General features: G+C 66.4%; 23 protein-coding genes and 3 tRNA genes. 17 read left to right on the top strand and 9 right to left on the bottom strand.

Annotated elements, in window-relative coordinates; all coding sequences use genetic code 11:
* Positions 1–22: 22 nt before the first annotated feature.
* On the bottom strand, positions 23–1192 hold the full coding sequence (gene pobA, locus AC3WLC_RS15340) for a 4-hydroxybenzoate 3-monooxygenase (RefSeq protein ID WP_493684798.1): 1170 nt from the start codon (positions 1190–1192) through the stop codon (positions 23–25).
* Positions 1193–1317: 125 nt separating this feature from the next.
* Here pobA and AC3WLC_RS15345 point away from each other — a divergent pair, with 125 nt between their 5' ends.
* Together AC3WLC_RS15345 and AC3WLC_RS15350 are read left to right on the top strand one after the other, a co-directional pair.
* Complete coding sequence (locus tag AC3WLC_RS15345) at positions 1318–2193, top strand: helix-turn-helix domain-containing protein (protein ID WP_493684799.1); 876 nt, start codon at positions 1318–1320, stop codon at positions 2191–2193.
* Positions 2194–2255: 62 nt separating this feature from the next.
* On the top strand, positions 2256–2888 hold the full coding sequence (locus tag AC3WLC_RS15350) for a 2'-5' RNA ligase family protein (protein ID WP_493684800.1): 633 nt from the start codon (positions 2256–2258) through the stop codon (positions 2886–2888).
* An 18-nt stretch (positions 2889–2906) separates the two neighbouring features.
* On the opposite strand, the gene AC3WLC_RS15355 is transcribed toward AC3WLC_RS15350, so the two are convergent.
* Complete coding sequence (locus tag AC3WLC_RS15355; RefSeq protein WP_493684801.1) at positions 2907–3488, bottom strand: phosphoribosyltransferase family protein; 582 nt, start codon at positions 3486–3488, stop codon at positions 2907–2909.
* Between the two features lie 140 nt (positions 3489–3628).
* Here AC3WLC_RS15355 and AC3WLC_RS15360 point away from each other — a divergent pair, with 140 nt between their 5' ends.
* The 4 genes from AC3WLC_RS15360 (at position 3629) to AC3WLC_RS15375 (ending at position 6578) form a co-directional block, all read left to right on the top strand.
* Entirely contained in the window at positions 3629–4021 is a 393-nt protein-coding gene (locus AC3WLC_RS15360; RefSeq protein WP_493684802.1) for an ArsC family reductase, read from the top strand.
* Positions 4022–4159: 138 nt separating this feature from the next.
* Entirely contained in the window at positions 4160–5284 is a 1125-nt protein-coding gene (gene tgt / locus AC3WLC_RS15365; RefSeq protein ID WP_493684803.1) for a tRNA guanosine(34) transglycosylase Tgt, read from the top strand.
* A complete protein-coding gene (locus AC3WLC_RS15370) occupies positions 5281–6075 on the top strand; it encodes a hypothetical protein (protein ID WP_493684804.1) in 795 nt (264 codons plus the stop codon). The genes tgt and AC3WLC_RS15370 overlap by 4 nt, the downstream gene beginning before the upstream one ends.
* A 47-nt stretch (positions 6076–6122) precedes the next feature.
* Positions 6123–6578 carry a nuclear transport factor 2 family protein gene (locus AC3WLC_RS15375; RefSeq protein ID WP_493684805.1) on the top strand — a complete coding sequence of 152 codons (456 nt, stop codon included), beginning with the start codon at positions 6123–6125 and terminating at the stop codon, positions 6576–6578.
* Positions 6579–6590: 12 nt separating this feature from the next.
* Here AC3WLC_RS15375 and AC3WLC_RS15380 read toward each other — a convergent pair whose 3' ends face one another.
* Both AC3WLC_RS15380 and eno read right to left on the bottom strand, forming a co-directional pair.
* Positions 6591–7520, bottom strand: a complete 930-nt coding sequence (locus AC3WLC_RS15380) for a DMT family transporter (RefSeq protein ID WP_493684806.1) — start codon at positions 7518–7520, stop codon at positions 6591–6593.
* A 79-nt stretch (positions 7521–7599) separates the two neighbouring features.
* Complete coding sequence (gene eno / locus AC3WLC_RS15385; protein WP_493684807.1) at positions 7600–8883, bottom strand: phosphopyruvate hydratase; 1284 nt, start codon at positions 8881–8883, stop codon at positions 7600–7602.
* A 162-nt stretch (positions 8884–9045) separates the two neighbouring features.
* Here eno and queF point away from each other — a divergent pair, with 162 nt between their 5' ends.
* Complete coding sequence (gene queF / locus AC3WLC_RS15390; RefSeq protein ID WP_152014561.1) at positions 9046–9501, top strand: preQ(1) synthase; 456 nt, start codon at positions 9046–9048, stop codon at positions 9499–9501.
* 161 nt (positions 9502–9662) lie between these two features.
* On the opposite strand, the gene AC3WLC_RS15395 is transcribed toward queF, so the two are convergent.
* Together AC3WLC_RS15395 and kdsA are read right to left on the bottom strand one after the other, a co-directional pair.
* Entirely contained in the window at positions 9663–10880 is a 1218-nt protein-coding gene (locus AC3WLC_RS15395; protein WP_493684808.1) for an MFS transporter, read from the bottom strand.
* Positions 10873–11742 (bottom strand): 3-deoxy-8-phosphooctulonate synthase, encoded by an 870-nt coding sequence (gene kdsA, locus AC3WLC_RS15400; protein ID WP_493684809.1) that lies wholly within the window; start codon positions 11740–11742, stop codon positions 10873–10875. The genes AC3WLC_RS15395 and kdsA overlap by 8 nt, the downstream gene beginning before the upstream one ends.
* Positions 11743–11882: 140 nt before the next feature.
* On the opposite strand from kdsA, the gene AC3WLC_RS15405 reads away from it, so the two are divergent.
* Both AC3WLC_RS15405 and AC3WLC_RS15410 read left to right on the top strand, forming a co-directional pair.
* Positions 11883–12131, top strand: a complete 249-nt coding sequence (locus AC3WLC_RS15405) for a FitA-like ribbon-helix-helix domain-containing protein (RefSeq protein WP_493684810.1) — start codon at positions 11883–11885, stop codon at positions 12129–12131.
* Positions 12131–12556, top strand: a complete 426-nt coding sequence (locus AC3WLC_RS15410; protein ID WP_493684811.1) for a type II toxin-antitoxin system VapC family toxin — start codon at positions 12131–12133, stop codon at positions 12554–12556. The genes AC3WLC_RS15405 and AC3WLC_RS15410 overlap by 1 nt, the downstream gene beginning before the upstream one ends.
* Before the next feature lie 45 nt (positions 12557–12601).
* Here AC3WLC_RS15410 and AC3WLC_RS15415 read toward each other — a convergent pair whose 3' ends face one another.
* Complete coding sequence (locus tag AC3WLC_RS15415) at positions 12602–14047, bottom strand: multicopper oxidase family protein (protein WP_493684812.1); 1446 nt, start codon at positions 14045–14047, stop codon at positions 12602–12604.
* Positions 14048–14214: 167 nt separating this feature from the next.
* Between AC3WLC_RS15415 and AC3WLC_RS15420 the strand changes: the two genes are divergently transcribed.
* The 7 genes from AC3WLC_RS15420 (at position 14215) to AC3WLC_RS15450 (ending at position 23327) form a co-directional block, all read left to right on the top strand.
* A tRNA-Leu gene (locus AC3WLC_RS15420) sits at positions 14215–14299 on the top strand.
* 84 nt (positions 14300–14383) lie between these two features.
* Entirely contained in the window at positions 14384–15817 is a 1434-nt protein-coding gene (gene tig / locus AC3WLC_RS15425) for a trigger factor (protein WP_493684813.1), read from the top strand.
* A gap of 144 nt (positions 15818–15961) precedes the next feature.
* Positions 15962–16582: an ATP-dependent Clp protease proteolytic subunit gene (locus AC3WLC_RS15430; protein WP_493684814.1), complete on the top strand. Its 621-nt coding sequence runs from the start codon at positions 15962–15964 to the stop codon at positions 16580–16582.
* A gap of 269 nt (positions 16583–16851) precedes the next feature.
* Positions 16852–18120: an ATP-dependent Clp protease ATP-binding subunit ClpX gene (gene clpX / locus AC3WLC_RS15435; protein WP_092154300.1), complete on the top strand. Its 1269-nt coding sequence runs from the start codon at positions 16852–16854 to the stop codon at positions 18118–18120.
* Positions 18121–18209: 89 nt separating this feature from the next.
* Positions 18210–19325 carry a retroviral-like aspartic protease family protein gene (locus AC3WLC_RS15440; RefSeq protein WP_493684815.1) on the top strand — a complete coding sequence of 372 codons (1116 nt, stop codon included), beginning with the start codon at positions 18210–18212 and terminating at the stop codon, positions 19323–19325.
* Positions 19326–19702: 377 nt separating this feature from the next.
* Entirely contained in the window at positions 19703–22132 is a 2430-nt protein-coding gene (gene lon / locus AC3WLC_RS15445) for an endopeptidase La (RefSeq protein WP_493684816.1), read from the top strand.
* A gap of 106 nt (positions 22133–22238) precedes the next feature.
* Entirely contained in the window at positions 22239–23327 is a 1089-nt protein-coding gene (locus AC3WLC_RS15450; RefSeq protein ID WP_493684817.1) for a MerR family transcriptional regulator, read from the top strand.
* 19 nt (positions 23328–23346) lie between these two features.
* Here the strand turns inward: AC3WLC_RS15450 and AC3WLC_RS15455 are convergent.
* Positions 23347–23422: transfer RNA gene (locus tag AC3WLC_RS15455), tRNA-Val, on the bottom strand.
* 356 nt (positions 23423–23778) lie between these two features.
* Between AC3WLC_RS15455 and AC3WLC_RS15460 the strand changes: the two genes are divergently transcribed.
* Positions 23779–23855, top strand: a tRNA-Asp gene (locus AC3WLC_RS15460).
* A 37-nt stretch (positions 23856–23892) separates the two neighbouring features.
* Here AC3WLC_RS15460 and AC3WLC_RS15465 read toward each other — a convergent pair.
* A complete protein-coding gene (locus AC3WLC_RS15465) occupies positions 23893–25470 on the bottom strand; it encodes a M81 family metallopeptidase (protein ID WP_493684818.1) in 1578 nt (525 codons plus the stop codon).
* Positions 25471–25501 lie beyond the last annotated feature (31 nt).

Consider the following 25501-nt stretch of genomic DNA (forward strand, 5'->3'; position numbering starts at 1 on the left):
GGGCGCGTCAGACTGCCCGGCCTCAATAGGGCAGGCCGACATAGTTCTCCGCCACGCTGGTGAGCGCGGCCTGCGAGCTCGCCAGATAGTCGAACTCGGCGCGCCTGATGCGCTGGTCGAAGGCGCTAGACTCGGGGAAGAGGTGGAGCAGATTGGTCATCGACCAGGAGAAGCGCACCGCCTTCCAGACCCGGGCCAGCGCCCGAGCGGAATAGGCGTCGAGCCCGGCGTCCGAGCGCTCGGCATAGTGCTCCCGCAGCGCTTCGAACAGGTAGCGCACGTCGCTGGCGGCGAGGTTCAGCCCCTTGGCGCCGGTCGGCGGCACGATGTGGCCGGCATCGCCGGCGAGGAAGAGCCGGCCGAAGCGCAGCGGCTCGGCGACGAAGCTGCGCAGCGGCGCGATGCTCTTCTCCAGCGAAGGCCCCGGCATCACCGCCGCCGCGACTTCCTCCGGCACGCGCCGGCGCAACTCGTCGAAGAATCGCTCATCCGACCAGGCCTCGACCTTCTCGTCGAGCGGCACCTGGACATAGTAGCGGCTGCGGGTCTGCGAGCGCATCGAGCACAGCGCGAAGCCGAAGGGCGAGCTGGCATAGACCAGTTCATGCGCTGCCGGCGGCTGGTCGACCAGCAGGCCGAGCCAGCCGAAGGGGTAGACGCGCTCGAAGGTCTCGATAGCCCCTGACGGCACCGAGGCGCGGCAGATGCCGTGGAAGCCGTCGCAGCCGGCGATGAAGTCGCAGGCGATCTCGCGCCGGTTGCCCTCGAATGTGAAGCTGACGCGCGGCGAAGCGCCGTCGAAATCGTGCAGCTGGACGTCCTCAGCCTCGTAGAACGTCGTCGTGCCGGCCGCCCGCCTGGCCTCCATCAAATCCTGCGTCACCTCGGTCTGGCCGTAGACCGTGACCTGCTTGCCGGTCAGGCCCTTGAGGTCGACGCGCTGCAGGCGACCCTCGAAGGCAAGCGAGAAGCCGTCATGCGGCAAGCCCTCTTCGGCGAGGCGGCCGCCGACGCCGGTTTCGTGCAGCAGGTCGACAGTGCCCTGTTCGAGCACGCCGGCGCGGATGCGCGAGAGCACATAGTCGGCGCTCTTGCGCTCCAGGATGATGTTGTCGATACCCTGGCGGCCCAGCAGTTGCCCAAGCAGCAGGCCCGACGGTCCGGCTCCGACGATCACGACTTGCGTGCGCATGGCGTCCTCCGTAGATCAGGGACTGCAGAGCCCTGTACTTTCGAATAAAAATGCCATTGCGGGCGCTTGACCGGAATGGAGCTTTCACCCAACCTCTTGGATAAAACGAACATCGGGTTGCTCGGATGACGCTCGCCTCGGTGCCCGCCTACTGGCTCTATGACGAGCCACGCGAGCAGCGTTTCCCCGATCCGCTGCATATCGAGCGGATCAGCGCCCGCAGCGCCCCGCGCGACTGGCGGATCGAGCCGCACCGCCACCAGGACATGGCGCAGTTCTTCCTGATCGCCTCGGGCGGCGGGCTGGTGCGGGTCGACGGCGCGGACCATCGGCTCATTCCCGGCACGGTCCTGCTGCTGCCGCCGTTGGCGATCCACGAGTTCCGTTTCGAGCCGGACACCGAGGGCTTCGTCGCCAGCGTCGCGACCTCGACCCTGACGCCGCTGGTCGAGGCCGAGCCGGCGCTCGGCACCGTGCTGGGCGAGGCCTTCGTCGGCAGGCGAGGACCGGGCGATGCCGGCATCGCCGAGCTGGCCATGACGATGGAGGCGGCGCTTGCCGAGTTCGGTCGCAATCGCGGCAGCCGCGAACTGGCGCTCTCCGCCCATGCGCGGCTGATCGCGATCTGGTTTGTCCGCGCGGCGCGCTCGCATGCGGTCGCGGCCAGCGGCGCACACGATGCGCGCGCCGTGCTGGTCCGCCGCTTCATCGAGCGCGTCGAGAGTCATTTCCACACGCATGAGCCACTCGATGCCTATGCGCGCGATCTAGGCGTCACCGGCCCGCATCTCACCCGCGTCTGTCGCGAGTTGCTCGGCCATTCGGCGATGCGGGTGATCCAGGGCCGGTTGATGATCGAGGCACGGCGCGACCTCGTCTACACCCGCTCGCCGGTCTCGCAGATCGCCTTCCGGCTCGGCTTCTCCGACCCGGCCTATTTCTCCCGCTTCTTCGCGGCGCGGGCGGGAATGTCGCCTTCGGAGTATCGGGCGGCGGGGTGAGGGGGGTGTGCTCGCCAAGCTCCGGATTTGCTATCGTTCTTATTTTGTTCTAATCTAAGAGAATGAAGAAGCCGTCCTCAAGGCAGCTCGATCTGTTCGGCCCGGATGTCGATCTTGGCGTTGGAAGCGCTCCGCCACGAAGGCGCCCGTCTCCTGATCGCGACGAAAACAGATACTTTTTCGCTTTTCGGCCACCCGCGGATGCCACACACTCAATCGATGTCTTTGGGCGCGGCCTGTGTCGGTCGCTTGGATCGCACAGTCGTCTTCTGGGACCGAGCCGCTATCATATTACGATGTGCGGCATCAAAGGACCGGGAGAGGCTCCAGCTTGGATCATTGCCGCTTTGAGGGCGATTGGGGCATCGGTCTCGGCGCCGATCTTCGATATCGCCTTCGACCATGCTAGAGGATACGGGCGGCCGGGCGAGCCACGAGCCATCTTCCTCGCCTCGACCCAGAAGATTTCAGTTCTCGATGATTTTTATGGCCGCCTGCGTGATGCAATGCAGGCGAATGGGTTTCGAACGAATTCCGCGTTCAACCCACATCTGACCTTGTTCTACGATGAGCACCCGGTCACCAATGCCATAATCCCACCGGTGTGTTTCACTGTGCGGGACCTTGTACTGATCCGAAGCATCTATGGCACGAGCCGTCACGACCATCTGGACCACTGGTCGCTCGGCGGCTGATGATCGCGCCGCCTCCGCCTAGTCGCCTTCGGCTTCCTGCGCGTTCCGCGGAACAGTGCACAGCACTTCCGCAGTGATGCCGCCTTGGGCGAGGCGCTCGCGACCCCCCATGCCCTCGATGTCGAAGACGAAAAGCGCGGTGTTGCAGACGCCGCCGAGCCGGCGGATCAGGCGCGCCGTCGCCAGCGCTGTGCCGCCCGAGATCAGGCAGTCGTCGACGATCGCGACCTGGCGGCCCGCCAGCCTTGCGCCTTTCGAGATCACCACGCCTTCGCCGAGTTCGTAATTCGCCATGATGCTGCGCATCACCTCGTTGCGCAGCGAATCGACCTTGCGGATGTCGATGAAGCCAAGGCCGTTGCGATAGGCCAGCGCCCCGGCAAGCCCGAGCCCGCCGATATCGAGGCCAGCCAGCACCTCGATCCCGGCCGGGATCCGCGATGCTAGCGCATCGACGATCGGGCGCGTCCGGGCAGCTTCGCTGGTCGCGATGGAGAGGTCCGGAAAGTCCACCCCGGCAGCCGGATGGTTCTTCCAGGAGCGGAATGGAATATCGAGGTCGTCGCCGCACTTCGCGACCTGTCGCAGCTGATCGGTCATGACGCGTCCATGCGATTCCCTGCTCACCCGATACGGGCCATCGTTGCCGATCGGATGACGGAACGCGAGGGGCGTCGAATTGCCGTGCCCGTCATGCAGCGAGGGCCGGCGGAGACGTCGCTTGATCTCCAGCGGGCCCCATGCCACCCCCCGCGCCGACGGCAATCACGACGGTCGGGACGATGGTCACGCTCTACGGCATCAAGAACTGCGACACGATGAAGAAGGCCTGGAGCTGGCTCGACGCGCACAAGATCCCCTATGCCTTCCACGATTACCGCGTCTCCGGCATCGACAAGGCCCACATCGAGGCCTGGTGCCGCGAGCTCGGCTGGGAGAAGGTGCTGAACAAGGCGAGCACGACCTTCCGCGAGCTGCCCGAAGCAGACAGGCAGGGCCTCGACGAGAAGAAGGCGATCGCGCTGATGCTGGCGCAGCCGACCATGATCAAGCGCCCGGTGCTCGATCTCGGCGAGCGCCGCATCCTCGCCTTCAAGCCGGACGTCTACGAGGCGGCCTTCGCGAAGCGGTAGCCGTCATTGCGAGCGCAGCGAAGCAATCCAGAACGGCAGAGTATGACACTCTGGATTGCTTCGTCGCTGCGCTCCTCGCAATGACGGTAAGCGATCCAGCCCTTCCCCAGAGCGCAGCGCTGGGCTAGGCCCGCGTCCATGACGACGGATTTCAGCTTCCATCTCCTCGGCCGGGACGGCGCAGCACGCACCGGCGAGGTTCGCATGCCGCGCGGCGTGATCCGCACGCCGGCCTTCATGCCGGTCGGCACCGCCGCGACGGTCAAGGGCATGTATCCCGAGCAGGTCAAGGCGCTCGGCGCCGATGTCGTGCTCGGCAACACCTATCATTTGATGCTGCGGCCCGGCGCCGAGCGCGTCGCCAGGCTCGGCGGCCTCCACAAGTTCATGAACTGGCCACACCCGATCCTGACCGATTCCGGCGGGTTCCAGGTGATGTCGCTCGCCAATCTGCGCAAGCTGACCGAGGAGGGCGTCACCTTCCAGTCCCACATCGACGGCTCCAAGCATGTGCTGACGCCGGAGCGCTCGGTCGAGATCCAGAACCTGCTCGGTTCCGACATCGTCATGCAGCTCGACGAATGCGTCTCGCTGCCCTGCGAGGACAAGGTCGCGCAAAAGGCGATGCATCTGTCGCTGCGCTGGGCCGAGCGCTGCAAGAAGGCTTTTGGCGATCCGGCGGGCAGGGCGCTGTTCGGTATCGTCCAGGGCGGGGCCGTGCCCGCCCTACGCGTCGAGAGCGCGCGCGAACTCGCCGCCATGGACCTGAAGGGCTACGCCATCGGCGGCCTCGCGGTCGGCGAGCCGCAGGACGTCATGCTCGCCATGATCGAGACGGTCGAGCCGCATCTGCCCAGTGAGAAGCCACGCTATCTGATGGGCGTCGGCACGCCCGACGATATCGTCGAGGCGGTCAGACGCGGCGTCGACATGTTCGACTGCGTGATGCCGACGCGGGCCGGTCGCCACGGCCAGATCTTCACCCGCTTCGGCCGGATGAACCTGAAGAACGCCAAGCATGCCGAGGATGACAGGCCGGTCGACCCGCAATCCTCCTGCCCGGCCGCCAACACCTATTCGCGCGCCTATCTGCACCATCTGGTCAAGGCCGAGGAGATGCTCGGCAAGATGCTGCTGACCTGGGTGAATCTGGCCTACTACCAGGAGCTGATGGCCGGCCTGCGCGCCGCCATCGCCGCGGGGCGCCTGGAAGACTTCGTCGCCGAGACCAAAGAGGGTTGGGCTAGAGGCGAGCCGGCGTGATCGATCCCGGGCTCGGCCTGCTGCTGCTCAAGATGGCGGTCGCGGCCGCCATCGTCGTCAGCTGTTCGCTGCTGGCCGAACGATCGGGGCCGCTGCTGGCGGCGATGATCGCGACGCTGCCGATCTCGGCCGGGCCGGTCTATGTCTTCCTGGCGCTCGACCACGACGCGGCCTTCATCTCGGCGAGCGCGCTCGGCAGCATGAGCTCCAATCTCTCCAATGCCGGACTGTCGCTGGTCTATGTCCTGCTGGCCCAGCGCTTCGGCACGGTGATCTGCCTCGTCGCGGCGCTGCTGACCTTCTTCCTGATCGTCTCGAGCCTGCACGAACTGGCCTTGCCCTTCGCCGTGCTCCTGCCGGTGACGCCGGTCGTCTTCCTGATCCTGCACCGCATCGTGCGGCCCTATCTCGCCGCACGTCCCGCGATCACCCCGCGGCGGCCCTGGTATGCGATCCCGCTGCGGGCCGCGGCGGTCGCGGCCCTGGCCGGGACCGTCACCACGGTCAGCACGCGTGTCGGCCCAGCCTGGTCGGGTGTGCTGGCGACCTTCCCGATCGTGCTGTCGAGCCTGATCGCGATCCTGCAGCCGCGCATCGGCGGGCCGGCCAGCGCCGCGGTGATCGCCAACAGCCTGCTCGGGCTGCTCGGCTTCGGCTTTGCGCTGGCGCTGGTCCATGTCTCCGCCGTGCCGCTTGGCTCCTGGCCGGCGCTCGGCCTTGGCCTGCTGGTCTGCGTCGTCTGGAATCTCGGCCTCATGTCACTGGCGCGACGTCGGCGGTCGGTATCGTAGGGCTCTGCCGCATCGGCTGCGGTCGTTGAAGCCAGGAGCTCGTGCTCATGTATCAAGGGATCGTGCGGGCGCGGGTGCGCGCGCTCTTCGACGCGGTGAACAGGGGTGATGCGGAGCCGGTGATCGCGGCCTTCGCGCCTGTCTTCGAGCATCGCTTCCTTGGCGATGACCATGCGCTCGGCGGTTCGCGCACCTCGCTTTCGGCTGTGCGCGACTGGTATGGGCGACTTTACCGGCTGTTGCCCGATATCCACTTCGATCTTGAGCGCATCGACGTCGTCGGGCCGCCATGGAACACGGTCGTGGTCGTCGATTGGCGCGAGACCAATAGCGGCACCGACGGCGTGCGCACCTTCAACCGCGGCCACCATGTCCTGCATCTCGCCTGGGGGCGGGCGACGCGCCTGCTGATCTGCCCCGACACGACGCTGCTCGTGGCGACGCTCGACCGGCTCTTCAAGGCCGGCAATCGAGAGGCGCATGCCGCGCCGATTCTCAGCTAGTCGCCGCCCAAGTCAGGGTTTGCGCGCGACCGTCGGGCGGCGCCAGGAGGCGATGAACAGGCCGCCGATGATCAGGACGAAGCCGACGACCTGGAGCGGGCCGGGGATTTCGCCGAGCGCCGGCACGGCGAGCAGCGTGCCGGTGACCGGGATCAGCGGCGGAAAGCGCCCGACGACTGCGGCGCCGAGCACATGCGCGGCCCAGCCCCAGATCCACAGGCCGAGGATGACGTTGAGGACACCCTGGTTGATGGCGTGCCCGACCAGGACCCACCAGGGCGCGACATCGAAACCGCGGAAGAAGAACAGGAAGTAGACCGGCAGATAGAGCATCGACAGGACGGAGACGATCGCTGCCGCCTTCAGCCCGTCGACCTTCCAGAGCTGGATCAACAGCGGATAGAAGCCCCAGAGCAGGCCGACGCCGAGGAAGCAGAGATCGCCGCGCAAGGTGCCGGCCGAGGCGCCGGTGCTGCCGGCGATGCCGAGGCAGGCAAGGCCCGCCAGGACACCGATGACGCCGACGACGAGATTGCGCGTCAGCGCCGCCCCGAACAAGACGACGCTACCGGCGATGCCGATCAGGGTGACCATGCCCGGGCCAATGGTGGCGCCGTGCGCTGCCGGGGCGAGGGTCAGTCCCGTCAGCATCAGATAGGTCATCGGGAAGCCGCTGGTGATCGCCAGCCAGATGCCGCGGCGCCAGCTCACGCCGCCGCAATTCGCAAAGCCGCCCGCCTTCAGGAAGACCGGGAGCAGCAGCAGCCCAGCTGTGGCGAAGCGCAGTGCCAGCAGGTCGTGCTGGGTGAGCCCGTTGAGTACGGCATGCCGGCTGATGACGAAGTTCGAGCCGAAGATCAGCACGCTGCCGAGCATGCCGGCGACGGCGAGCCGCTTGCGCCGGCGCAGGGCCTCGTTGGTGAGCGGAACTGTCTGATGCATGCTCCGGCTTTAGCGTGAAGCCGGAGCAGCCGTCAGATGGTCTGCCGCATGGCGCCGCCTCTTGCGGCGCAGCATGAACTCAGGCGAGCGCCTTCAGGGCAGAGCGACCGGCATAGATCGCCTGGTTGCCAAGCTCCTCCTCGATGCGCAGCAGCTGGTTGTACTTCGCCGTCCGGTCGGAGCGGGCGAGCGAACCGGTCTTGATCTGTCCGCAATTGGTCGCGACCGCGAGGTCGGCGATGGTCGCGTCCTCGGTCTCGCCCGAACGGTGCGACATCACCGCGGTGTAGCCGGCGCGCTGCGCCATCTCGACGGCGGCGAGCGTCTCGGTCAGCGTGCCGATCTGGTTGACCTTGACCAGGATCGAGTTCGCGGTCTTCGCCTTGATGCCCTGCGACAGGCGGGTGACGTTGGTGACGAAGAGGTCGTCGCCGACCAACTGGCACTTGGCGCCGACGGCATCGGTCAGGGCCTTCCAGCCATCCCAGTCATCCTCGGCCATGCCGTCTTCGATCGAGACGATCGGGTAGCCGGCGACGAGCTTGGCGAGATACTTGGCCTGCGCCTTCGGATCGCGGGTCTTGCGTTCGCCTTCATAGACATAGGCGCCGTCCTTGAAGAACTCGGTCGCGGCGCAGTCGAGCGCCAGCGCGATGTCCTCGCCCGGGCGGTAGCCGGCCTTCTCGATCGCCGCCATCACGAAGTCGAGCGCGGCCTCGGCCGATTTCAGGTTCGGCGCAAAGCCGCCCTCGTCACCGACATTGGTGTTGTGGCCGGCATCGTGCAGCGCCTTCTTCAGCGTGTGGAAGACCTCCGAGCCCATGCGCAGCGCCTCGGCGAAGGACGGCGCGCCGACCGGCATGATCATGAATTCCTGGAAGTCGATCGGGTTGTCGGCATGGGCGCCGCCATTGACGATGTTCATCATCGGAACGGGCAGGACGCGGGCCGACGTGCCGCCGACATAGCGATAGAGCGGCAGGCCGGACGCATCGGCCGCCGCCTTGGCTACGGCGAGCGAGACGCCCAGGATGGCGTTGGCGCCGAGCTTGCTCTTGTTGGGCGTGCCGTCGAGCTCGATCATCGCCTGGTCGATCGCGGTCTGGTCCTCGGCGTCCATGGCGACGATCGCCTCGGCGATCTCGACATTGACGGCCTCGACCGCCTTCAGCACGCCCTTGCCGAGATAGCGGCTCTTGTCGCCGTCGCGCAGCTCGACCGCCTCATGCGCACCGGTCGAGGCGCCCGACGGCACGGCGGCGCGGCCCATCGAGCCGTCTTCGAGCACCACATCGACCTCGACCGTCGGATTGCCGCGGGAATCGAGGATCTGGCGGCCGATGATGTCGATGATCGCAGTCATGTCAGGCTCCGAAAGGGAGGGAAAATGAGCAGGGACGTGGCGCTTCTAGACACAAGCGGCGGCGACGGGAAGGGGCGGTGGCATTTATCCGGGCCGGGGATTAAAAGCCGCGACAACTCAGCGTCCGTTTACGGCGGATGTCCACCTGTTCAGGACCACGACATGACCATCGACGCCTCGACCCTCCAGCTCGGCAAGGCGAGCGAGCTGCCGCGCTCGCCGGAGGAAGCCCGCCTCGACCGCGTGCCGAACCCGCATGCCGGCACCGACTATCTCGCCCGCTTCACCTGTCCGGAGTTCACCTCGATCTGCCCGGTCACCGGCCAGCCCGATTTCGGCATCCTGGTGATCGACTATCTGCCGGGTGACTGGCTGGTCGAATCGAAGTCGCTGAAGCTCTATCTCGGCGCCTTCCGCAACCATGGCGCCTTCCACGAGGATTGCACGGTCGGCATCGGCAAGACGTTGGTCGAGCTGCTGGAGCCGAAATGGTTCCGCATCGGCGGCTACTGGTATCCGCGCGGCGGCATCCCGATCGACGTGTTCTTCCAGACCGGCGAGGCCCCGAAGGGCCTGTGGCTGCCCGACCAGGGCGTCGCTCCTTATCGGGGACGCTGAGCTGTCGTCATTCCGGGGCGCTGCATTGCGGCGAGGCCGGAATCCAGAACCGATGCCGTGTCCCGAAGGACGCTGTCATATCCGCGCTTCATGGCGGCGCGCATCGGTTCTGGATTCCAGGCCCTTCGCTGCGCAAAATCCCGGAATGACGGAGGCGGTTCTTACGTCCGGCTGCCGGCCAGTGGCAGGATGCGCGGAACCGCGAAGCCGAGCAGCGTGATCCCGGCAGCGAAGACGAGGATCGCGCCGCTGGTGCCGAACAGGTGCAGGGCGGCGCCCATCAGCACCGGTCCGAGCGCATGGCCGCAGAACAGGGCGCAGGCGAACAGTGCGACGGCTGAGCCGCGTGCGGTGGGCGCAAGCTCGGTCGCCTGCGCCTGGAAGGTTCCGTGCATCAGGAAGAAGCCGAAGCCGTTCAGCGTGAAGATCGCGATCGCGCTCCACCAGGGCAGGAAGGCGAGCGAGAAGAGGGCGAAGGCCAGGCCCATCACGATGCCGCCCATCACGGTCATCCGGGCCGGGCCGAGCCGTTCGACCAGGATCCGGGTCAGCACGCCGTAGACGATGCCGCCAAGGCCGGTGCCGGCGATGACGAGGCCGGCCTGCGACGGGCCGACGCCGGCGCGCTCCTGCAGGATCGCCGCGATATAGGGCGGCATGCCGAAGATCAGGCTGGCCTCGACGATGACGAGCCCATAGAGCAGTTTCGACCGTGGATTGGCGAAGACGGCGGCATAGTTTGCGAGCGCGCTGGCAAAGCTGAGCGGGGCGCGGCGCGCATCCGGCCGGGGTTTCAGCACCACCAGCACCAGAACACCGGCGATCGCGGCGAGGCTGCCCGCCATCACGAAGACGTAGCGCCAGCCGAGGTGCTCGGCGATCAAGCCGGAGCAGGCGGCGCCGACCATCTGTCCGACGATCATCAGGACCAGGAAGCGCCCGAGCATGATCTGCCGCTCGGCCATCGGCGCCCGGTCTCCGATCGCCGCCATCGCGACCGGGATGATGCCTCCGGCGGCGATGCCGGCGACCATGCGCACGACCGTCAGCATTTCGAACGAGCCGGCGAAGGTCACGGCGAGAGAGAGGAGTGCGAGCGCGCCGAGACAGGTTGCGATCGTCCTGAGCTTGCCGAGTGAATCGGCGATCGGACCGAGGAAAGGCTGGCCGATGGCATAAGCGAAGGAAAAGGCGGTCGCGATCGCCGCGACCTGGGCGATGCTGCGCCCGAACTCGGCCGCCAGTGTCGGCACCAGCGGGTCAAGCAAGCGCATCGTGAAGGTCGAGGCGAAACCGCACGCCCCGAGCACGAGAATGAGCGAATTCAGCGAGCCTTGCGAGGGCGTGGCTGGCGGCGGAGCGCTGGGGGCGTCAGACATACGCCAGCGTAGAATGCGCCGAGCGCTTGGCAAGCCGATCGAACTCTTGCAGTTCTGCGATCAGCGCATGGAAGTCGCGCAGCGGCACCATGTTCGGTCCGTCCGACGGGGCGTTGTCGGGGTCGGGATGGGTCTCGATGAAGACGCCGGCGACGCCGACCGCGACGGCGGCTCGCGCCAGCACCGGCACGAATTCGCGCTGGCCGCCGGTCGAGGCGCCCTTGCCGCCGGGCTGCTGCACCGAGTGGGTGGCGTCGAAGATCACGGGCGCGCCGATCTCGGCCATGATCGGCAGGGCGCGCATGTCGGTGACCAGTGTGTTGTAGCCGAAGGAGGCGCCGCGCTCGGTCAGCATCACATTGGGATTGCCGCTCTCGGTCACCTTGGCGGCGACGTTGACCATGTCCCAGGGCGCCAGGAACTGGCCCTTCTTGACGTTGACGATACGGCCGGTCTTGGCGGCGGCGACGAGCAGGTCGGTCTGCCGGCAGAGGAAGGCCGGAATCTGCAGGATATCGACCACCTCGGCCACCGGCGCGCACTGGCTCACATCGTGGATGTCGGTCAGCACTGGCAGGCCAGTGCGCTCGCGGATCTCGGCGTAGACGGGCAGGGCGGCTTCCAGGCCGATGCCGCGTTGGCCCTTCACGCTGGTGCGGTTGGCCTTGTCGAACGAAGCCTTGAAGACCAGCCCAATGCCGAGCTTCTCGGACGTCTCCTTCAGCGCCAGGGCGATCTCCAGCGCGTGATCGCGGCTCTCCATCTGGCAGGGGCCGGCGATCAAGGCGAGCGGCAGGCCGTTACCGAAGCGGACGGGCCTGGCGAGGTCGGCACCGACAGTGACGATGGCGTTGGCGGTCATGGCGGGCTCCTGACTGAGGCGGCCGGTTTAGAAGCCGCTCGCCGCCATGACAAGTCGAAGCGGAAAGGTGGTGAGCCGCTTGCCTTGAAAGGCGACGCATCATTGCTTAATCTCTCAGCATTGATGATCGAGGGCGAGCCATGACGGGCATGACGATCCGCAATCTCGACGATCAGTTGAAGAAGCGCCTGCGCATCCGCGCCGCCTCGCGCGGACGTTCGATGGAAGAGGAGGCGCGCGAGATTCTGCGAGCGGCTCTTTCGGTCGAGCCCAATCAGAACCGGCACAATCTTGCCGACCGGATTCGCAGCCGGATCGAGAAAGTCGGCGGGGTTGAACTCGACATCCCTGGGCGCGAGCCGATCCGTGAGCCGATCGATTTCGGCTGATGATCGTCCTCGATACCAACGTCATCTCCGAGCTCCTACGTCCGAAACCAGATGGCGCCGTGGAATCATGGCTAGCTGACCTGCCGCCAGCCTCGGTCTTCACGACCGCGATCACGGAGGCGGAGATTCTCTATGGTGTGCACCTACTTCCGGATGGAAAACGCAAGCAGGAACTGCTCGCGGCCATAGGGCCCATCTTCGCCGAGGATTTCGGCGGACGCGTATTGCCGTTCGACGAGGATGCGGCGGACGCCTATGCCAGGCTCGCCGTCGCCCGCCGGCAAGCCGGTCGGCCGATCAGCCAGTTCGACGCACAGATTGCGGCGATCGCCGCCTCGCGCGGCGCCGCGATCGCGACCCGCAACGTCGCCGATTTCGCCGATATCGGTGTCGCCGTGATCAATCCATGGATGTATGAGGGCTGACAATTTTCCCGTGTCGGAGCCGAGCGGGCTCATGTGCTCCGCGCCTCACGTCACCTCGAACCAGCTCCACAGCCCGCGGTCGAAGCGCTCCAGCACGGTCGAGGAGATCAGCCAGCGCCCGGGATTGTCAGCAATGAAGGCGATGTGCAGGCGCTTGCCCTCGGGGATCTGGACCGTGTCGAGGAAATAGGGCTCCCAGCCGTCGTCGAGCGGATGCAGCAGCCGGAAGCTGTGGCCGTGGACGTGGAAGGGCTGCAGGAAGGCGGTCTTGTTGGTGATGCCGATCACCACGGGCGAACCGCGCTTGACGCTGAACAGCGGCTTGCCCTTCGGATCGCCCTGGCCGCCATTGACGGTCCATGGCTTCGAAAGGTCGAGCCCGGCAAGATCGAGCTTGTTCTCGGGCGTGATCCTGGCGCCACCCTCGATGAGCATCTCGCTGCGTTTGGCATCCTGGAGCCGGACCGCAGCCGGCAACGCCGGATTGAGCGGCATGCCGGCGATCGCAGGGCGCGCTGGCTTGGCCGCGCCGTCCGAGACGAAGCGCACCAGCGGCACGCCGGGGCCGATCAGCGCAGTGACGCTGGCGGCGGCGCCGACTGTCTCCGGCATGTCAAAGATCACGTCGTAGCGCGTGCCCGGCGCGAAGGGCAGCTGGCCCCGGACCGGCTCGAAGGTCTCGGTCGGCTGGCCGTCCACCGCCGCGACGAAGGCTTTCATCTCGTCAAAGCGCAGCCGCATGATCCGGGCATTGCAGGCATTGGCGAGACGCAGGCGGACGCGGGAGCCCGGCGGCAGCTTGACCGGCAGTGGCGGCGGCTTGCCGTTGACGGTCAGCCAGCTGCCGAGCCGTCCTGCCGCGGCGCCGTCCTGGCTGTCGGGCGCGAAGGGCAGCAGCTTCTGGTCGTCGCCGAGCAGCCAGTCACCGATCAGGGCCGGCAGGTCGAGGTCGACCGCGGGGGGCTCCTTCTCCTCGACGATCAGCATGCCTGAGAGCCCGCGTCCCGCCGGCTCGGACGAGCCGCCGAACAGCATCGGCCGATAGAGGAAGCTGCCGGAATCGGGCGGTGTCAGCCGGTATTCGAACTGCCCGCCCGGCGGCACCGGCTCCTGGCTGAAGCCGCCGACACCGTCCATGGCGTGGTCGGCGCGCAGGCCGTGCCAGTGCAGCGAGAGCGGCTTGTCGGTCCGATTCTGCAGAGTGAGGCGCAATGTCTCGCCCTGCTTCACCTTGAGCACGGGGCCGGGAGCTGCTCCGTCGAAGGCCCAGATCTCGGATTCCGGTGCCGGCGCCGGGCGCAGGCGAACCTTGGCGGCGGCGGCGATGAGGTCCCGCGCCGCGCCGGCTGCCGCCGGCTGCGGCGATGATGCGGCTTGCTGAGCCAGCGCGGACAGCGGCGAGAGCATGGTCGCGAGCCCCGCGCCCTGCGCGATGACCCGGCGGCGGCTGGGAAGAGGGTGTGAACCCTTCGGCGAAGCGTCTTTGCTCATGCCCGCGACATAGCCGGGGAGCGCCGTTCTGGCGAGCGCAAAGCCGTACGGGAGCGGCCTTCGCAGAAATGTCGCATTTTTTTGCTGCATGACGCGCCCGAAATGGTATAGCGGCGCGGCCTAACGGTGCTGCTGTCGCGACGACCGCGGTGCGGCGCACCAGGTCGGCGGGCGTGGCGGAATTGGTAGACGCAGCGGATTTAGGTTCCGCCGGCGCAAGTCGTGGGGGTTCGAGTCCCTTCGCCCGCACCAGGATCGAGTTTCGTGAGCGCGGCGGCGGATCCCCGGCGTCGCGCTTTGGACATTGAAGTAAAGAGCTGTTGGCGGATCAGAACGATGAACGTGACCGAAACCCTGTCCCAGGGCCTCAAGCGCGAATTTCAGGTGGTGCTGAACGCCACCGACCTCAAGACCAGGCTGGATGACGGCCTCGCCGGCCTGCAGGGCAAGGCCCGCATCAACGGCTTCCGCCCCGGCAAGGTCCCGGTCGGCCATCTGCGTCGCCTCTATGGCCGCTCGGTCATGGCCGACGTGGTCCAGAACGCCGTCAACGAGGCGAACCAGAAGATCGTCGCCGACAACGGCCTGAAGCTCGCCTTCGAGCCGCAGATCAAGTTCCCCGAGGACAAGGACGAGATCGAGGCCGCGATGGAGGCCAAGGGCGATCTCGCCTTCACCGTCGCGCTCGAAGTGCTGCCGAAGATCGAGGTCGTCGACGTCTCCGACGTTTCGCTCGAGAAGCCCGTCGCCGAGATTCCTGAAGCCGATGTCGACGCCGCGCTGGAGCGCATGGCCTCGCAGAATCGCAGCTTCGAATCGAAGAAGGACGGCGCCAAGGCCGCCAAGGGCGACCGCCTGCTGATCTCCTTCGTCGGCACGCTCGAAGGCAAGCCCTTCGACGGCGGCACCGGCTCGGAAATCCCGCTCGAGCTCGGCGCCGGCCAGTTCATTCCGGGCTTCGAGGAGCAGCTCGAGGGCGTCAAGAAGGGCGAGCAGCGCACCGTCTCGGTGACCTTCCCCGAGAACTACACCGCGACCCATCTCGCCGGTAAGCCGGCCGAGTTCGCCGTCACCGTCGACGACGTCCAGGCTCCGGGCGAGCTGAAGATCGACGACGAGCTTGCCAAGGGCTTCGGCATGGAGTCGCTCGACGCGCTCAAGACCGCGATTCGCGAGCAGATCGGCCGCGAGTTCGGCGAGCAGTCGCGCCGCAAGGTCAAGAAGGCCCTGCTCGACGCGCTCGACGGCAAGTACAGCTTCGAGCTGCCGCCGACCCTGGTCGAGCAGGAGTTCGCCGCGGTCTGGAGCCAGGTCGAGGCGGACATGAAGAACGCCGGCAAGACCTTCGCCGACGAGGACACCACTGAGGACGAGGCTCGCGCCGAGTACCGCAAGATCGCCGAGCGCCGCGTGCGCCTCGGCCTGGTGCTGGCCGAGATCGGCGAGCAGGCCAAGGTCCAGATCTCGGATGACGAGGTGACGCAGGCCCTGATCCAGCGCGCCCGCCAGTTCCCGGGCCAGGAGAAGGAAGTCTGGGAGTTCTACCGCAAGAACCCGCAGGCGCTCGCCGAGATTCGCGCCCCGATCTTCGAGGAGAAGGTCGTCGACCATCTGCTCGGCCAGGTGAAGGTCTCCGACAAGTCGGTCTCGCGCGAGGCGCTCTTCGCCGACGACGAGGCGGAAGAGACCGCTGAGGCCAAGCCGAAGGCCGCCAAGGCGAAGAAGACCAAGAAGGCTGCGGCCGAGGCGACTGACGAGGCTTCGGCCTGATCCTTGCCGCCTGATTGACGATATCGGCGCCGTCCGCACGCTGCGGGCGGCGCTTCCCTTTTCAGCCGCCGCCGGCATGCTTATGTGGGGTCTTCGCCGCTATCGGCTGATTCCCGCCCGCTTTGACCCCAAGGACCGACGATGATGCGTGACCCGATCGAGACCTATAACAATCTCGTCCCGATGGTGGTCGAGCAGTCGAGCCGCGGCGAGCGCGCCTTCGACATCTATTCGCGCCTGCTGCGCGAGCGCATCATCTTCCTGACCGGCCCGGTCGAGGATTATTCCGCCTCGCTGATCGTGGCGCAGCTGCTGTTCCTCGAAGCCGAGAACCCCAAGAAGGAAATCTCCTTCTACATCAACTCGCCCGGCGGCGTGGTCACCTCGGGCCTGTCGATCTACGACACCATGCAGTTCATCCGCTGCCCGGTGACGACGCTCTGCGTCGGCCAGGCAGCCTCGATGGGCTCGCTTCTGCTGACCGCCGGCGCCAAGGATATGCGCTTTGCGCTGCCGAACGCCCGAATCATGGTCCACCAGCCTTCCGGCGGCTTCCAGGGCCAGGTCACCGACATTCTGATCCACGCTCGCGAGGTCGAGAGCCTGAAGCGGCGCCTGAACGAGATCTACGTCAGGCACACCGGCCGTTCCTACGAGGACATCGAGGGCGCGCTCGAGCGCGACAATTTCATGACCGCCGACCAGGCCAAGGAGTTCGGGCTGATCGACAAGGTCATCGACAAGCGCGCGGACGAGGCGGCCTGAGGTCGTTAGAGGTACACGCGCCTGTGGGTTGGCGAGTGGCTTTCAAAGGGCCATATTGCCTGGAGACTAGGCCCCATGTTTGCATGGGGCATCTGAAGGGCGCGGCAAGGCGCTCGAGCGGTCCGATTTTGGGTCAGTTTCGTCGCCGCCTGCGCCAGAGCGACGCGTTAACCTAATAATCGTGATCTGAGCGCCTATTATGACGGGGAGACGACATCAGCCTGCCGTTTTTCGGTGGCGGATTTCGTCCTCCGAGATGGAGAAGCATCATGAGTAAGGCCAGCGGCGGCGATTCGAAGAGCACGCTCTACTGCTCCTTCTGCGGCAAGAGCCAGCACGAGGTCCGCAAGCTGATCGCGGGCCCGACCGTGTTCATCTGCGATGAATGCGTCGAGCTCTGCATGGACATCATCCGCGAGGAATCGAAGTCCGCGCTGGTGAAGTCGAAGGACGGCGTGCCGACCCCGAAGGAGATTCGCAAGGTTCTCGACGACTACGTCATCGGCCAGGACCACGCCAAGAAGGTCCTCTCGGTGGCGGTCCACAACCACTACAAGCGCCTCAGCCACGCGACGAAGCACAACGACGTCGAGCTGGCGAAGTCGAACATCCTGCTGATCGGGCCGACCGGCTCGGGCAAGACGCTGCTCGCGCAGACGCTCGCCCGCATCCTCGACGTGCCGTTCACCATGGCCGATGCGACGACGCTGACCGAGGCCGGCTATGTCGGCGAGGACGTCGAGAACATCATCCTGAAGCTGCTCCAGGCCTCCGACTACAATGTCGAGCGGGCGCAGCGCGGCATCGTCTACATCGACGAGATCGACAAGATCAGCCGCAAGTCGGACAATCCCTCGATCACCCGCGATGTCTCGGGCGAGGGCGTCCAGCAGGCGCTGCTGAAGATCATGGAAGGCACCGTCGCCTCCGTGCCGCCGCAGGGCGGGCGCAAGCATCCGCAGCAGGAGTTCCTGCAGGTCGATACCACCAACATCCTGTTCATCTGCGGCGGCGCATTCGCCGGGCTGGACAAGATCATCTCGGGCCGCGGCAAGGGCACCTCGATCGGCTTCGGCGCGACCGTGAAGTCCCCCGACGACCGCCGCACCGGCGCGATCTTCCGCGAGGTCGAGCCGGAGGACCTGTTGAAGTTCGGCCTGATTCCCGAGTTCGTCGGCCGCCTGCCGGTGCTGGCGACGCTGGAGGACCTCGACGAGGCCGCGCTCAAGACCATCCTCACCGAGCCGAAGAACGCGCTGGTCAAGCAGTATCAGCGCCTGTTCGAGATGGAGGACACCGAGCTCACCTTCACCGACGAGGCGGTCAGCCTGATCGCCCGCAAGGCGATCGAGCGCAAGACCGGCGCCCGTGGCCTGCGCTCGATCATGGAGGGCATCCTGCTCGAGACCATGTACGAGCTGCCGGGGCTGGAAGGCGTCGAGCAGGTCGTGATCGGGCCGGAGGCGGTCGAATCCAAGTCGCGTCCGCTGTTCATCTACGCGGACCGCGAGGAAGAGACCAAGTCAGCCTCTGCCTGAGCTACTGGCCGGCTTGACGGCCGATCGTCACGGCGTAGCTTCGCAGGCGGAGCTACTCTGGGGGCGACGTGGCTACGAGACGACGTCACATGCGCGGTTCGATGACGGTTCGTGCCGTCGTCGGCCGCGTTTTCGTTTTCCTGGGACTGGCAGGAGCGACGCTGCTGCCCGGACCCGCTTCGGCTCAGTCCGGCGCGGACCCGGTGATGCGGGTCTTGAATGATCTGGGGATCGGCGAACTGCCGGTCGTAGTCTCGACATCACGGCCCGTCGCCAAGCACATCGAAACCCTGGCGCGCGAGCGGTGTGATCGCGAGGCCGTCATGGCTTTCGCCGAGAGCCTGAAACAGGCCGGCTATCGCCGCGAAGGGGCTCGGGCACTGGTCCGCTTCTCCGAGAATTGCGGCGGTTACACCGACGCGCTGCGCCGCGCCGCGAACATCCTCATGGACCTGTCGGATTGGAGCGGCACTGCCGAAGTCGCGAGCAAGATCGTCGAGGAGCAGCCGCATTCCGACAATGGCTACTATCTTCGGGCCGTCGCCAACGACAAGGCAGGCAAACTGAACGAGGCGATCGACGATTACCTGACCGCGATTGCGCTCTTCGCCGACAAGGAGCGGATTTCATCCGTCGGCTATTTCGCCGCCTCCCGTGCCTACGAGAAGCTTGGGCAATACTGCGACGCGATCGTTCCCATCGAAGCCTGGATCGCCCTGAACCCGCTGCGCAACGACAACAGTCGCACGCAAGCGGTGATCGGCACACTGCGCAGCAAAGGCCAATGCGCCGAAAAGGCCTTCGCCACCGACGAGACCATTCCGATCACACGCAGCGGCCAGGTCGTGTCCGTCGCGGCCACCATCAACGGCACGAAGGGGGTCTTCATCATCGATACCGGCGCGACCTTCGTTTCGCTCCGCAAGAGCTTTGCCGAGCGCGCCAAGGTTACCGTCGATTCGACAAGCAAGATTCGGCTGCATACGGCCAACGGCATTGTCGAGGCTCGGCGCGGCAAGGCCGCCCTGATCGAGCTCAAGCGCGTCCAGGCGACCGAGGTTCCCGTCGTCGTGCAATCGGACGCGGCGGGGAGTTACGGCGCCGGTGTCGACGGGCTTCTCGGCATGAGCTTCCTCGGGCGCTTCGATGTGACGATCGACAGGCGCAGTGTACGGATTCGGTCACGTGGTGGCGTGAAGCTGTAACGGCTCCTGGCCGACGCTGGGCTCAGAGCAGTCTACGCCGGCCGGAAACCGGATTTTGGTTCAGTTCGGAACGCGCGCCTTTCGGCGCGCGTTTTGCTTTGTAGGCTTGGGTGGTTCGGGGTATCCCGAAACTGCCTCCGTCGTGCCCAGGCCATCACGGTCTCGTGCAGCGGTTGCGGCGGAAGCTGTGGTGGACTGCGCGAGGCGTCGCTTGAAAGCCGGCGTCGAAGCATCCACCTTATGCTCACCTGCTAGAGTCGCGTGCCTGTCGAGGGCGCGGCCGGTAGGGGCGCCTGGCGCGAATGGTCGCGCCGCGCGGTACGTCCGCTCGATTGCCTTTCAAGGGGTCGGCCGGGCGAAAACGTGAAGGACTAGACATGACTGGCTCGACGCCCCGCGCTCCGCTCGTCCCCGGCACGACCGATACCTATCCGGTCCTGCCGCTGCGCGACATCGTCGTCTTCCCGCACATGATCGTGCCGCTCTTCGTCGGCCGCGAGAAGTCCATTCGTGCGCTCGAGGAGGTGGTCAAGAACGATGGCCTGATCCTGCTCGCCACGCAGAAGAATGCCGGCGATGATGATCCCGAGACCGGAGACATCTATGAAATCGGCACGCTCGCCCGCGTGCTGCAGCTGCTGAAGCTGCCCGACTCGACCGTCAAGGTGCTCGTCGAGGGCATCGGCCGGGCCAAGGCGACGACCTATACCGCGACCGACAATTTCTACGAGGCGCAGGCCGAGGCCCTCGCCGAGGAGGATGGCAAGAAGGTCGAGGTCGAGGCGCTCGCCCGCTCGGTCGTCAGCGAGTTCGAGAACTATGTGAAGCTCAACAAGAAGATCTCGCCCGAGATCGTCGCGGCGGTCTCGCAGATCGACGAGCCGGCCAAGCTCGCCGACACGGTCGCCTCGCATCTCGCGGTCAAGATCGCCGACCGGCAGGCCGTGCTGGAGGTGATGAACGTCGCCCACCGGCTCGAGAAGGTGCTCTCCTTGATGGAGAGCGAGATGTCGGTGCTGCAGGTCGAGAAGCGCATCCGCTCGCGCGTCAAGCGCCAGATGGAGAAGACCCAGCGCGAGTACTATCTCAACGAGCAGATGAAGGCGATCCAGAAGGAGCTGGGCGACGGCGAAGAAGGCCGTGACGAGCTGGCCGAGCTGGAAGAGCGCATCGCCAAGACCAAGCTGACCAAGGAAGCGCGCGACAAGGCGCTGGCCGAGGTCAAGAAGCTCCGCCAGATGTCGCCGATGTCGGCGGAAGCCACGGTCGTGCGCAACTATCTCGACTGGCTGCTCGGCATTCCGTGGGGCAAGAAGTCGAAGATCAAGAAGGACCTCGCCGCAGCCCAGCAGGTGCTCGACGACGACCACTTCGGCCTCGACAAGGTCAAGGACCGCATCGTCGAATATCTCGCCGTGCAGCAGCGCGCCAACCGGCTCGCCGGCCCGATCCTGTGCCTCGTCGGCCCTCCGGGCGTCGGCAAGACCTCGCTCGGCAAGTCGATCGCCAAGGCGACCGGCCGCGAGTTCGTGCGCATGTCGCTCGGCGGCGTGCGTGACGAGGCCGAGATCCGCGGTCACCGCCGCACCTATATCGGCTCGATGCCCGGCAAGATCATCCAGTCGATGAAGAAGGCCAAGACCTCGAACCCGCTCATCCTGCTCGACGAGATCGACAAGATGGGTCAGGACTTCCGCGGCGATCCGTCGGCGGCCCTGCTCGAGGTGCTGGATCCCGAGCAGAACTCGACCTTCAACGACCATTACCTCGAGGTCGACTACGACCTGTCGAACGTGATGTTCGTGACCACGGCGAACACGTTGAACATCCCGCCGGCCCTTCTAGACCGCATGGAGGTGATTCGTATCGCCGGCTACACCGAGGACGAGAAGGCCGAGATCGCGCGCCGCCACCTGATCCCGGGGGCGATCGCCAAGCACGGCCTGCAGTCCAAGGAATGGTCGATCGACGACGAGGCCCTGACGACGCTGGTCCGGCGCTATACCCGCGAGGCCGGCGTTCGTAACCTCGAGCGCGAGATCGCCAACACCGTCCGCAAGGCGGTGAAGGAGATCGTGCTGACCAAGAAGAAGAAGGTCGCGGTCACGCCCGCGGTGCTGGAGGATTATCTCGGTCCGCCGCGCTATCGCTATGGCATGGCGGAGACCGAGGATCAGGTCGGCGTCGTCACCGGCCTGGCCTGGACCGAGGTCGGCGGCGAGATGCTGACGATCGAAGGCGTGATGATGCCCGGCAAGGGCAAGATGACCGTCACCGGCAACCTGCGCGACGTGATGAAGGAATCGATCTCGGCGGCGGCGTCCTATGTCCGCTCCCGCGCCATCGATTTCGGCATCGAGCCGCCGCTGTTCGACCGGCGCGACATCCACGTCCACCTTCCCGAGGGGGCGACCCCGAAGGACGGTCCTTCGGCCGGCATCGGCATGGCCACGGCGATCGTCTCGGTCATGACCGGCATCCCGGTCCGCCGCGACGTCGCCATGACCGGCGAGGTCACGCTGCGGGGCAGGGCGCTGCCGATCGGCGGCCTCAAGGAGAAGCTCCTGGCGGCCCTGCGCGGCGGCATCAAGAAGGTGCTGATCCCCGAGGACAACGCCAAGGATCTGGTCGATCTGCCCAAGTCCGTGAAGAACGGGCTCGAAATCGTCCCGGTCTCGCGCATGGACCAGGTGCTCCAGCACGCGCTCGTGCGCCAGCCGACGCCGATCGTCTGGGAAGAGGACCTGAAGGCGCCGGTGCCTAAGGGCGCCGAGGACGACGTGGCAGCCGCTTCCGTCGCCCACTGAGCCCAGCGCTCGAAAATAGAGAGGCCGCCGGCATCGCCGGCGGCCTTTTTCGTTGGCAGGCCGCTTGAGCCGCACCCTGCGTCATAGCTTAGGCCTGATTCAGGAGGTGCCGACGACCATGCAAGGCAAGGGCGAGACCTGGCTCGAGGCCAATGAGTGCGCCGCCCGAATCGGGCTGTCGAAGCGGGCTCTGCGGCTCTACGAGGAGCACGGCTTGATCCGGCCGCGGCGAACCCAGAAGGGCTGGCGGCTCTACGGCGCCGACGAGATCGCCCGACTGCACGAGATCCTGGCGCTGAAGCGCCTGGGCCTCAGCCTGCAGCGGATCACTGCCTTGTTGCAGGGCAAGGCCGTCGATCTCGCCGGGATCCTGGGCATCCAGCACGACCTGCTCGCCGAACAGCGCAAGCAGGCCGAGCAGGGTCTTGCCCTCGTCCGCGCCGCGCAAGCCAAGCTCGCCGCTGGCACCTCCCTCACTGCCGACGAACTGATCAGGCTCGCGAAGGAGGCCAATATGTCCGAGACCACGACCGACACCGTCGCCTGGCGGCGCTATGAGCAGGCGCGACCGCGCACAGCGATCAAGCTCGATCCGCGACGCTTCGAGCGCTGCACCGGCTTCTACCGCCACCCCGCCGGGCTGATCATGATCGTCAGCCTCGACAACGATCGCTTCTTCCTGCAGCTCACCGGCCAGCCCAGGGTCGAACTGTTCGCCGAGAACGACAGCAATTTCTTCCTGAAGGTCGTGCCGGCGCAGCTTACCTTCACGCCCGGCGAGGATGGCAACATCGATGCGCTGATCCTGCACCAGGGCGGGCGCGACACCGTCGCCACGCGCATCGACGAGGCAGAGGCGAGACGGCTGAGCGATGAACTCGGCGAGCGCGTGCGCAATCGGATGCCGGATCCGCGCAGCGAGACGATCTTGCGCGAGGTTCTCGAACAGCAGCAGCGCGGCAGCATCCCGTTCGAGTTGCTGAGCGAGGAACTGGCGGAACTGGTACGAGAGCAGCAGCCGATCGTCAGCGCGGAGCTCGAATCAAAGGGCGAACTGCAATCGCTCGATTTCCGCCGCGTCGGCGAGGACGGCGTCGACATCTACGCGGCGCAGTTCGCCAAGGGCGTTCTGCGATGCGGTATCGGCTTCGGCCAGGACGGCCGGGTCCATACGCTGTGGATGCTACCGGCCTGACTCGCCTGAAGGGAAAGGCTGGTGGGCGGTGACGGGCTCGAACCGCCGACATCTTCGGTGTAAACGAAGCGCTCTACCGACTGAGCTAACCGCCCTTGCCCGCCGTTTAAGGCCATGCGCGGGGCTTCGCAAGCCACAGGACGCGGTGTGAGAGCCTTTGTCCGGCGGCGAGCTCCGTGGCGAGAGAGCTGGCGGTCCGAGAGAGGGCGCCAAGCCGACCGTGCCGGAACGGCGCAATCACGCATGTCAAAGCCGAGATTCGCCGTCGCCGGTCGGGCACAGCGATCGATCATCGTGCGTTGCCTCGATCGGCGAGCCGGAAGACCGCTTGTTTCGGGCTCTTTCCACGGACTTTGGAGATGATCGACATTTTGACGGCTTCGGTGCTTGACAGTCAGGGCCGGGGGCCATAATCCCAACGCCGCCGGGGACGAGTTCCTCCGCCGCCCGCGCGGGCGTAGCTCAGTTGGTTAGAGTGCCGGCCTGTCACGCCGGAGGTCGCGGGTTCGAGCCCCGTCGCCCGCGCCATTTTCAACAAATGATCCCAATCATTTGCAGCCGTCGCTTAATGTTGCTCGGCAAGCCGATCGTTCCCTTCAGCACTCCAAATCGTTGACAGCTGGGTGCTCTCCGCGGTTCTCCACCAGCGGGCTCCATCGTCGGTCGGAAAGACGCTGGGCCGCAGCCGCCTGAACGGCAGCGTCTCGATCCGGCTGGTGCAGGGGCCGGGCGTCGCCACGGTGAAGCTGCCCTTGGCGATTCCATCATAGGCGCGCCGATGCGCCACCGCCGCCTTGACGCCGATCGCCTTCAGCGTCTCCGGCTCGATGCCTTGCGAACGGAGCTGCCCGAGATCGAAAGGCGGTGTCTTGCGGCTGCTCAGCAGGATGGTGACGCCGCCCGCCTTCACCACGACGCTCGGCCCCATGCTGAAGTGCGAGCCCTGCGAGGCGGCCAGGTGGCTGTTGCGGTCTTCGAGCGCGAACGCGCCGTCGCTGGCGCTGACGAAGGCGGCGTCGACCTCGACCGGCCCCTCGGCGATCGCGCTACCCTTGCCGCCAATCGAGAGCCTGCGCACCTCGCCGAGCTTCGCGCCAGCCATCGCCGCGACGGCCGCCGGATCGGCGATCGCGACTGCGCAGGTCTCGACGCCATGGCGCAGGAAGGCGCGCAGCACCGAAGTGCCGTCGCCAGGCGCGCCGCCGCCGATATTGTCGGCCGGCTCGACGACGATGTAGGGGCCGCCCGGCAAGCGCAGGATCTCGGCGATGGCCTGGTCGATGTCCCATTCCGCCGGCAGGCCGAGCTCGCGCAGTTCCGTTGCCATCGCGCTCAAGCGGGCGAGTGCATCGAGGGCTGGCGCTTCCGGCCCGGTGAAGGCCACTGCGAAGGCGACTCCGGCTTCGGGAACGTCCGAGAAGGAGTAGCCGCCGACGACGTTCGCGACCCAGATTGCCGGATTCTCTTGCTCGATCCGGCGCGCCAGCGCTTCTAGATCGCGCATCGGCCGGTCGGCCGTGCCGGTGCCGGTCGGCGGCCACATCACCGGTGCATTGCAGGAGAGCATGCGCGGCAGTTCGCCGTCGTTCAGAGCCCGGGCCAGTAGCCTGGCGGAGCGCACGGCGGAGTCGCGCGCGTCGATATGCGGGTTCTCGCGATAGGCGACGAGGGCGTTGGCGTTTAGCGCCATGGCGGCGGTGAAATTGGCGTGCAGGTCGAAGACACCGAAAACTGGCAGTGTCCCGCAGCCCGGCACCGAGCGGATATGGGCGAGCAGAGCGCCTTCCGGATCGGGGTTTTCGGTTGTGACCATGGCGCCGTGCAGCGCCAGCCAGATGCCGTCGAGGCCGCCAGCTGCGAGTGCGGCTTTCAGCCCGGCGTCGAACTCATCGAGGAAGCGCGCGAACACGGCATGGTCGACCGTGCCGGCGGGCAGGGCGGTGTAGTCGACTGTCGGCACGACCTCCCAGCCTTCCGCTGTCGCGATCTCCAGGAAGCCGTCGACGGTCGAGCCGTCGCCGTGCCGCAGCAGCAGCTGCTCGCCCTGGCGGATGGTGAAGTCGGCGAGGCCGGTGATCTCGTCGACGAAGCTGTGCGTCTCGTGGAAGAGCGCTCCGAGCAGGATGCGGCGACGTTGCGACATGGGTCTCGGCAGCTCCCTGCAGGCGAAGCGG

The organism is Allobosea sp. GW821-FHT03A12, assembly GCF_058986765.1.

Coding starts and splice junctions, on each gene's coding strand:
- pobA (WP_493684798.1), bottom strand. CDS start 1,192: ATGCGCACGCAAGTCGTGATCGTCGGAGCCGGACCGTCGGGCCTGCTG.
- AC3WLC_RS15345 (WP_493684799.1), top strand. CDS start 1,318: ATGACGCTCGCCTCGGTGCCCGCCTACTGGCTCTATGACGAGCCACGC.
- AC3WLC_RS15350 (WP_493684800.1), top strand. CDS start 2,256: ATGAAGAAGCCGTCCTCAAGGCAGCTCGATCTGTTCGGCCCGGATGTC.
- AC3WLC_RS15355 (WP_493684801.1), bottom strand. CDS start 3,488: ATGACCGATCAGCTGCGACAGGTCGCGAAGTGCGGCGACGACCTCGAT.
- AC3WLC_RS15360 (WP_493684802.1), top strand. CDS start 3,629: ATGCCACCCCCCGCGCCGACGGCAATCACGACGGTCGGGACGATGGTC.
- tgt (WP_493684803.1), top strand. CDS start 4,160: ATGACGACGGATTTCAGCTTCCATCTCCTCGGCCGGGACGGCGCAGCA.
- AC3WLC_RS15375 (WP_493684805.1), top strand. CDS start 6,123: ATGTATCAAGGGATCGTGCGGGCGCGGGTGCGCGCGCTCTTCGACGCG.
- AC3WLC_RS15380 (WP_493684806.1), bottom strand. CDS start 7,520: ATGCATCAGACAGTTCCGCTCACCAACGAGGCCCTGCGCCGGCGCAAG.
- eno (WP_493684807.1), bottom strand. CDS start 8,883: ATGACTGCGATCATCGACATCATCGGCCGCCAGATCCTCGATTCCCGC.
- queF (WP_152014561.1), top strand. CDS start 9,046: ATGACCATCGACGCCTCGACCCTCCAGCTCGGCAAGGCGAGCGAGCTG.
- AC3WLC_RS15395 (WP_493684808.1), bottom strand. CDS start 10,880: ATGTCTGACGCCCCCAGCGCTCCGCCGCCAGCCACGCCCTCGCAAGGC.
- kdsA (WP_493684809.1), bottom strand. CDS start 11,742: ATGACCGCCAACGCCATCGTCACTGTCGGTGCCGACCTCGCCAGGCCC.
- AC3WLC_RS15405 (WP_493684810.1), top strand. CDS start 11,883: ATGACGGGCATGACGATCCGCAATCTCGACGATCAGTTGAAGAAGCGC.
- AC3WLC_RS15410 (WP_493684811.1), top strand. CDS start 12,131: ATGATCGTCCTCGATACCAACGTCATCTCCGAGCTCCTACGTCCGAAA.
- AC3WLC_RS15415 (WP_493684812.1), bottom strand. CDS start 14,047: ATGAGCAAAGACGCTTCGCCGAAGGGTTCACACCCTCTTCCCAGCCGC.
- tig (WP_493684813.1), top strand. CDS start 14,384: ATGAACGTGACCGAAACCCTGTCCCAGGGCCTCAAGCGCGAATTTCAG.
- AC3WLC_RS15430 (WP_493684814.1), top strand. CDS start 15,962: ATGCGTGACCCGATCGAGACCTATAACAATCTCGTCCCGATGGTGGTC.
- clpX (WP_092154300.1), top strand. CDS start 16,852: ATGAGTAAGGCCAGCGGCGGCGATTCGAAGAGCACGCTCTACTGCTCC.
- AC3WLC_RS15440 (WP_493684815.1), top strand. CDS start 18,210: ATGCGCGGTTCGATGACGGTTCGTGCCGTCGTCGGCCGCGTTTTCGTT.
- lon (WP_493684816.1), top strand. CDS start 19,703: ATGACTGGCTCGACGCCCCGCGCTCCGCTCGTCCCCGGCACGACCGAT.
- AC3WLC_RS15465 (WP_493684818.1), bottom strand. CDS start 25,470: ATGTCGCAACGTCGCCGCATCCTGCTCGGAGCGCTCTTCCACGAGACG.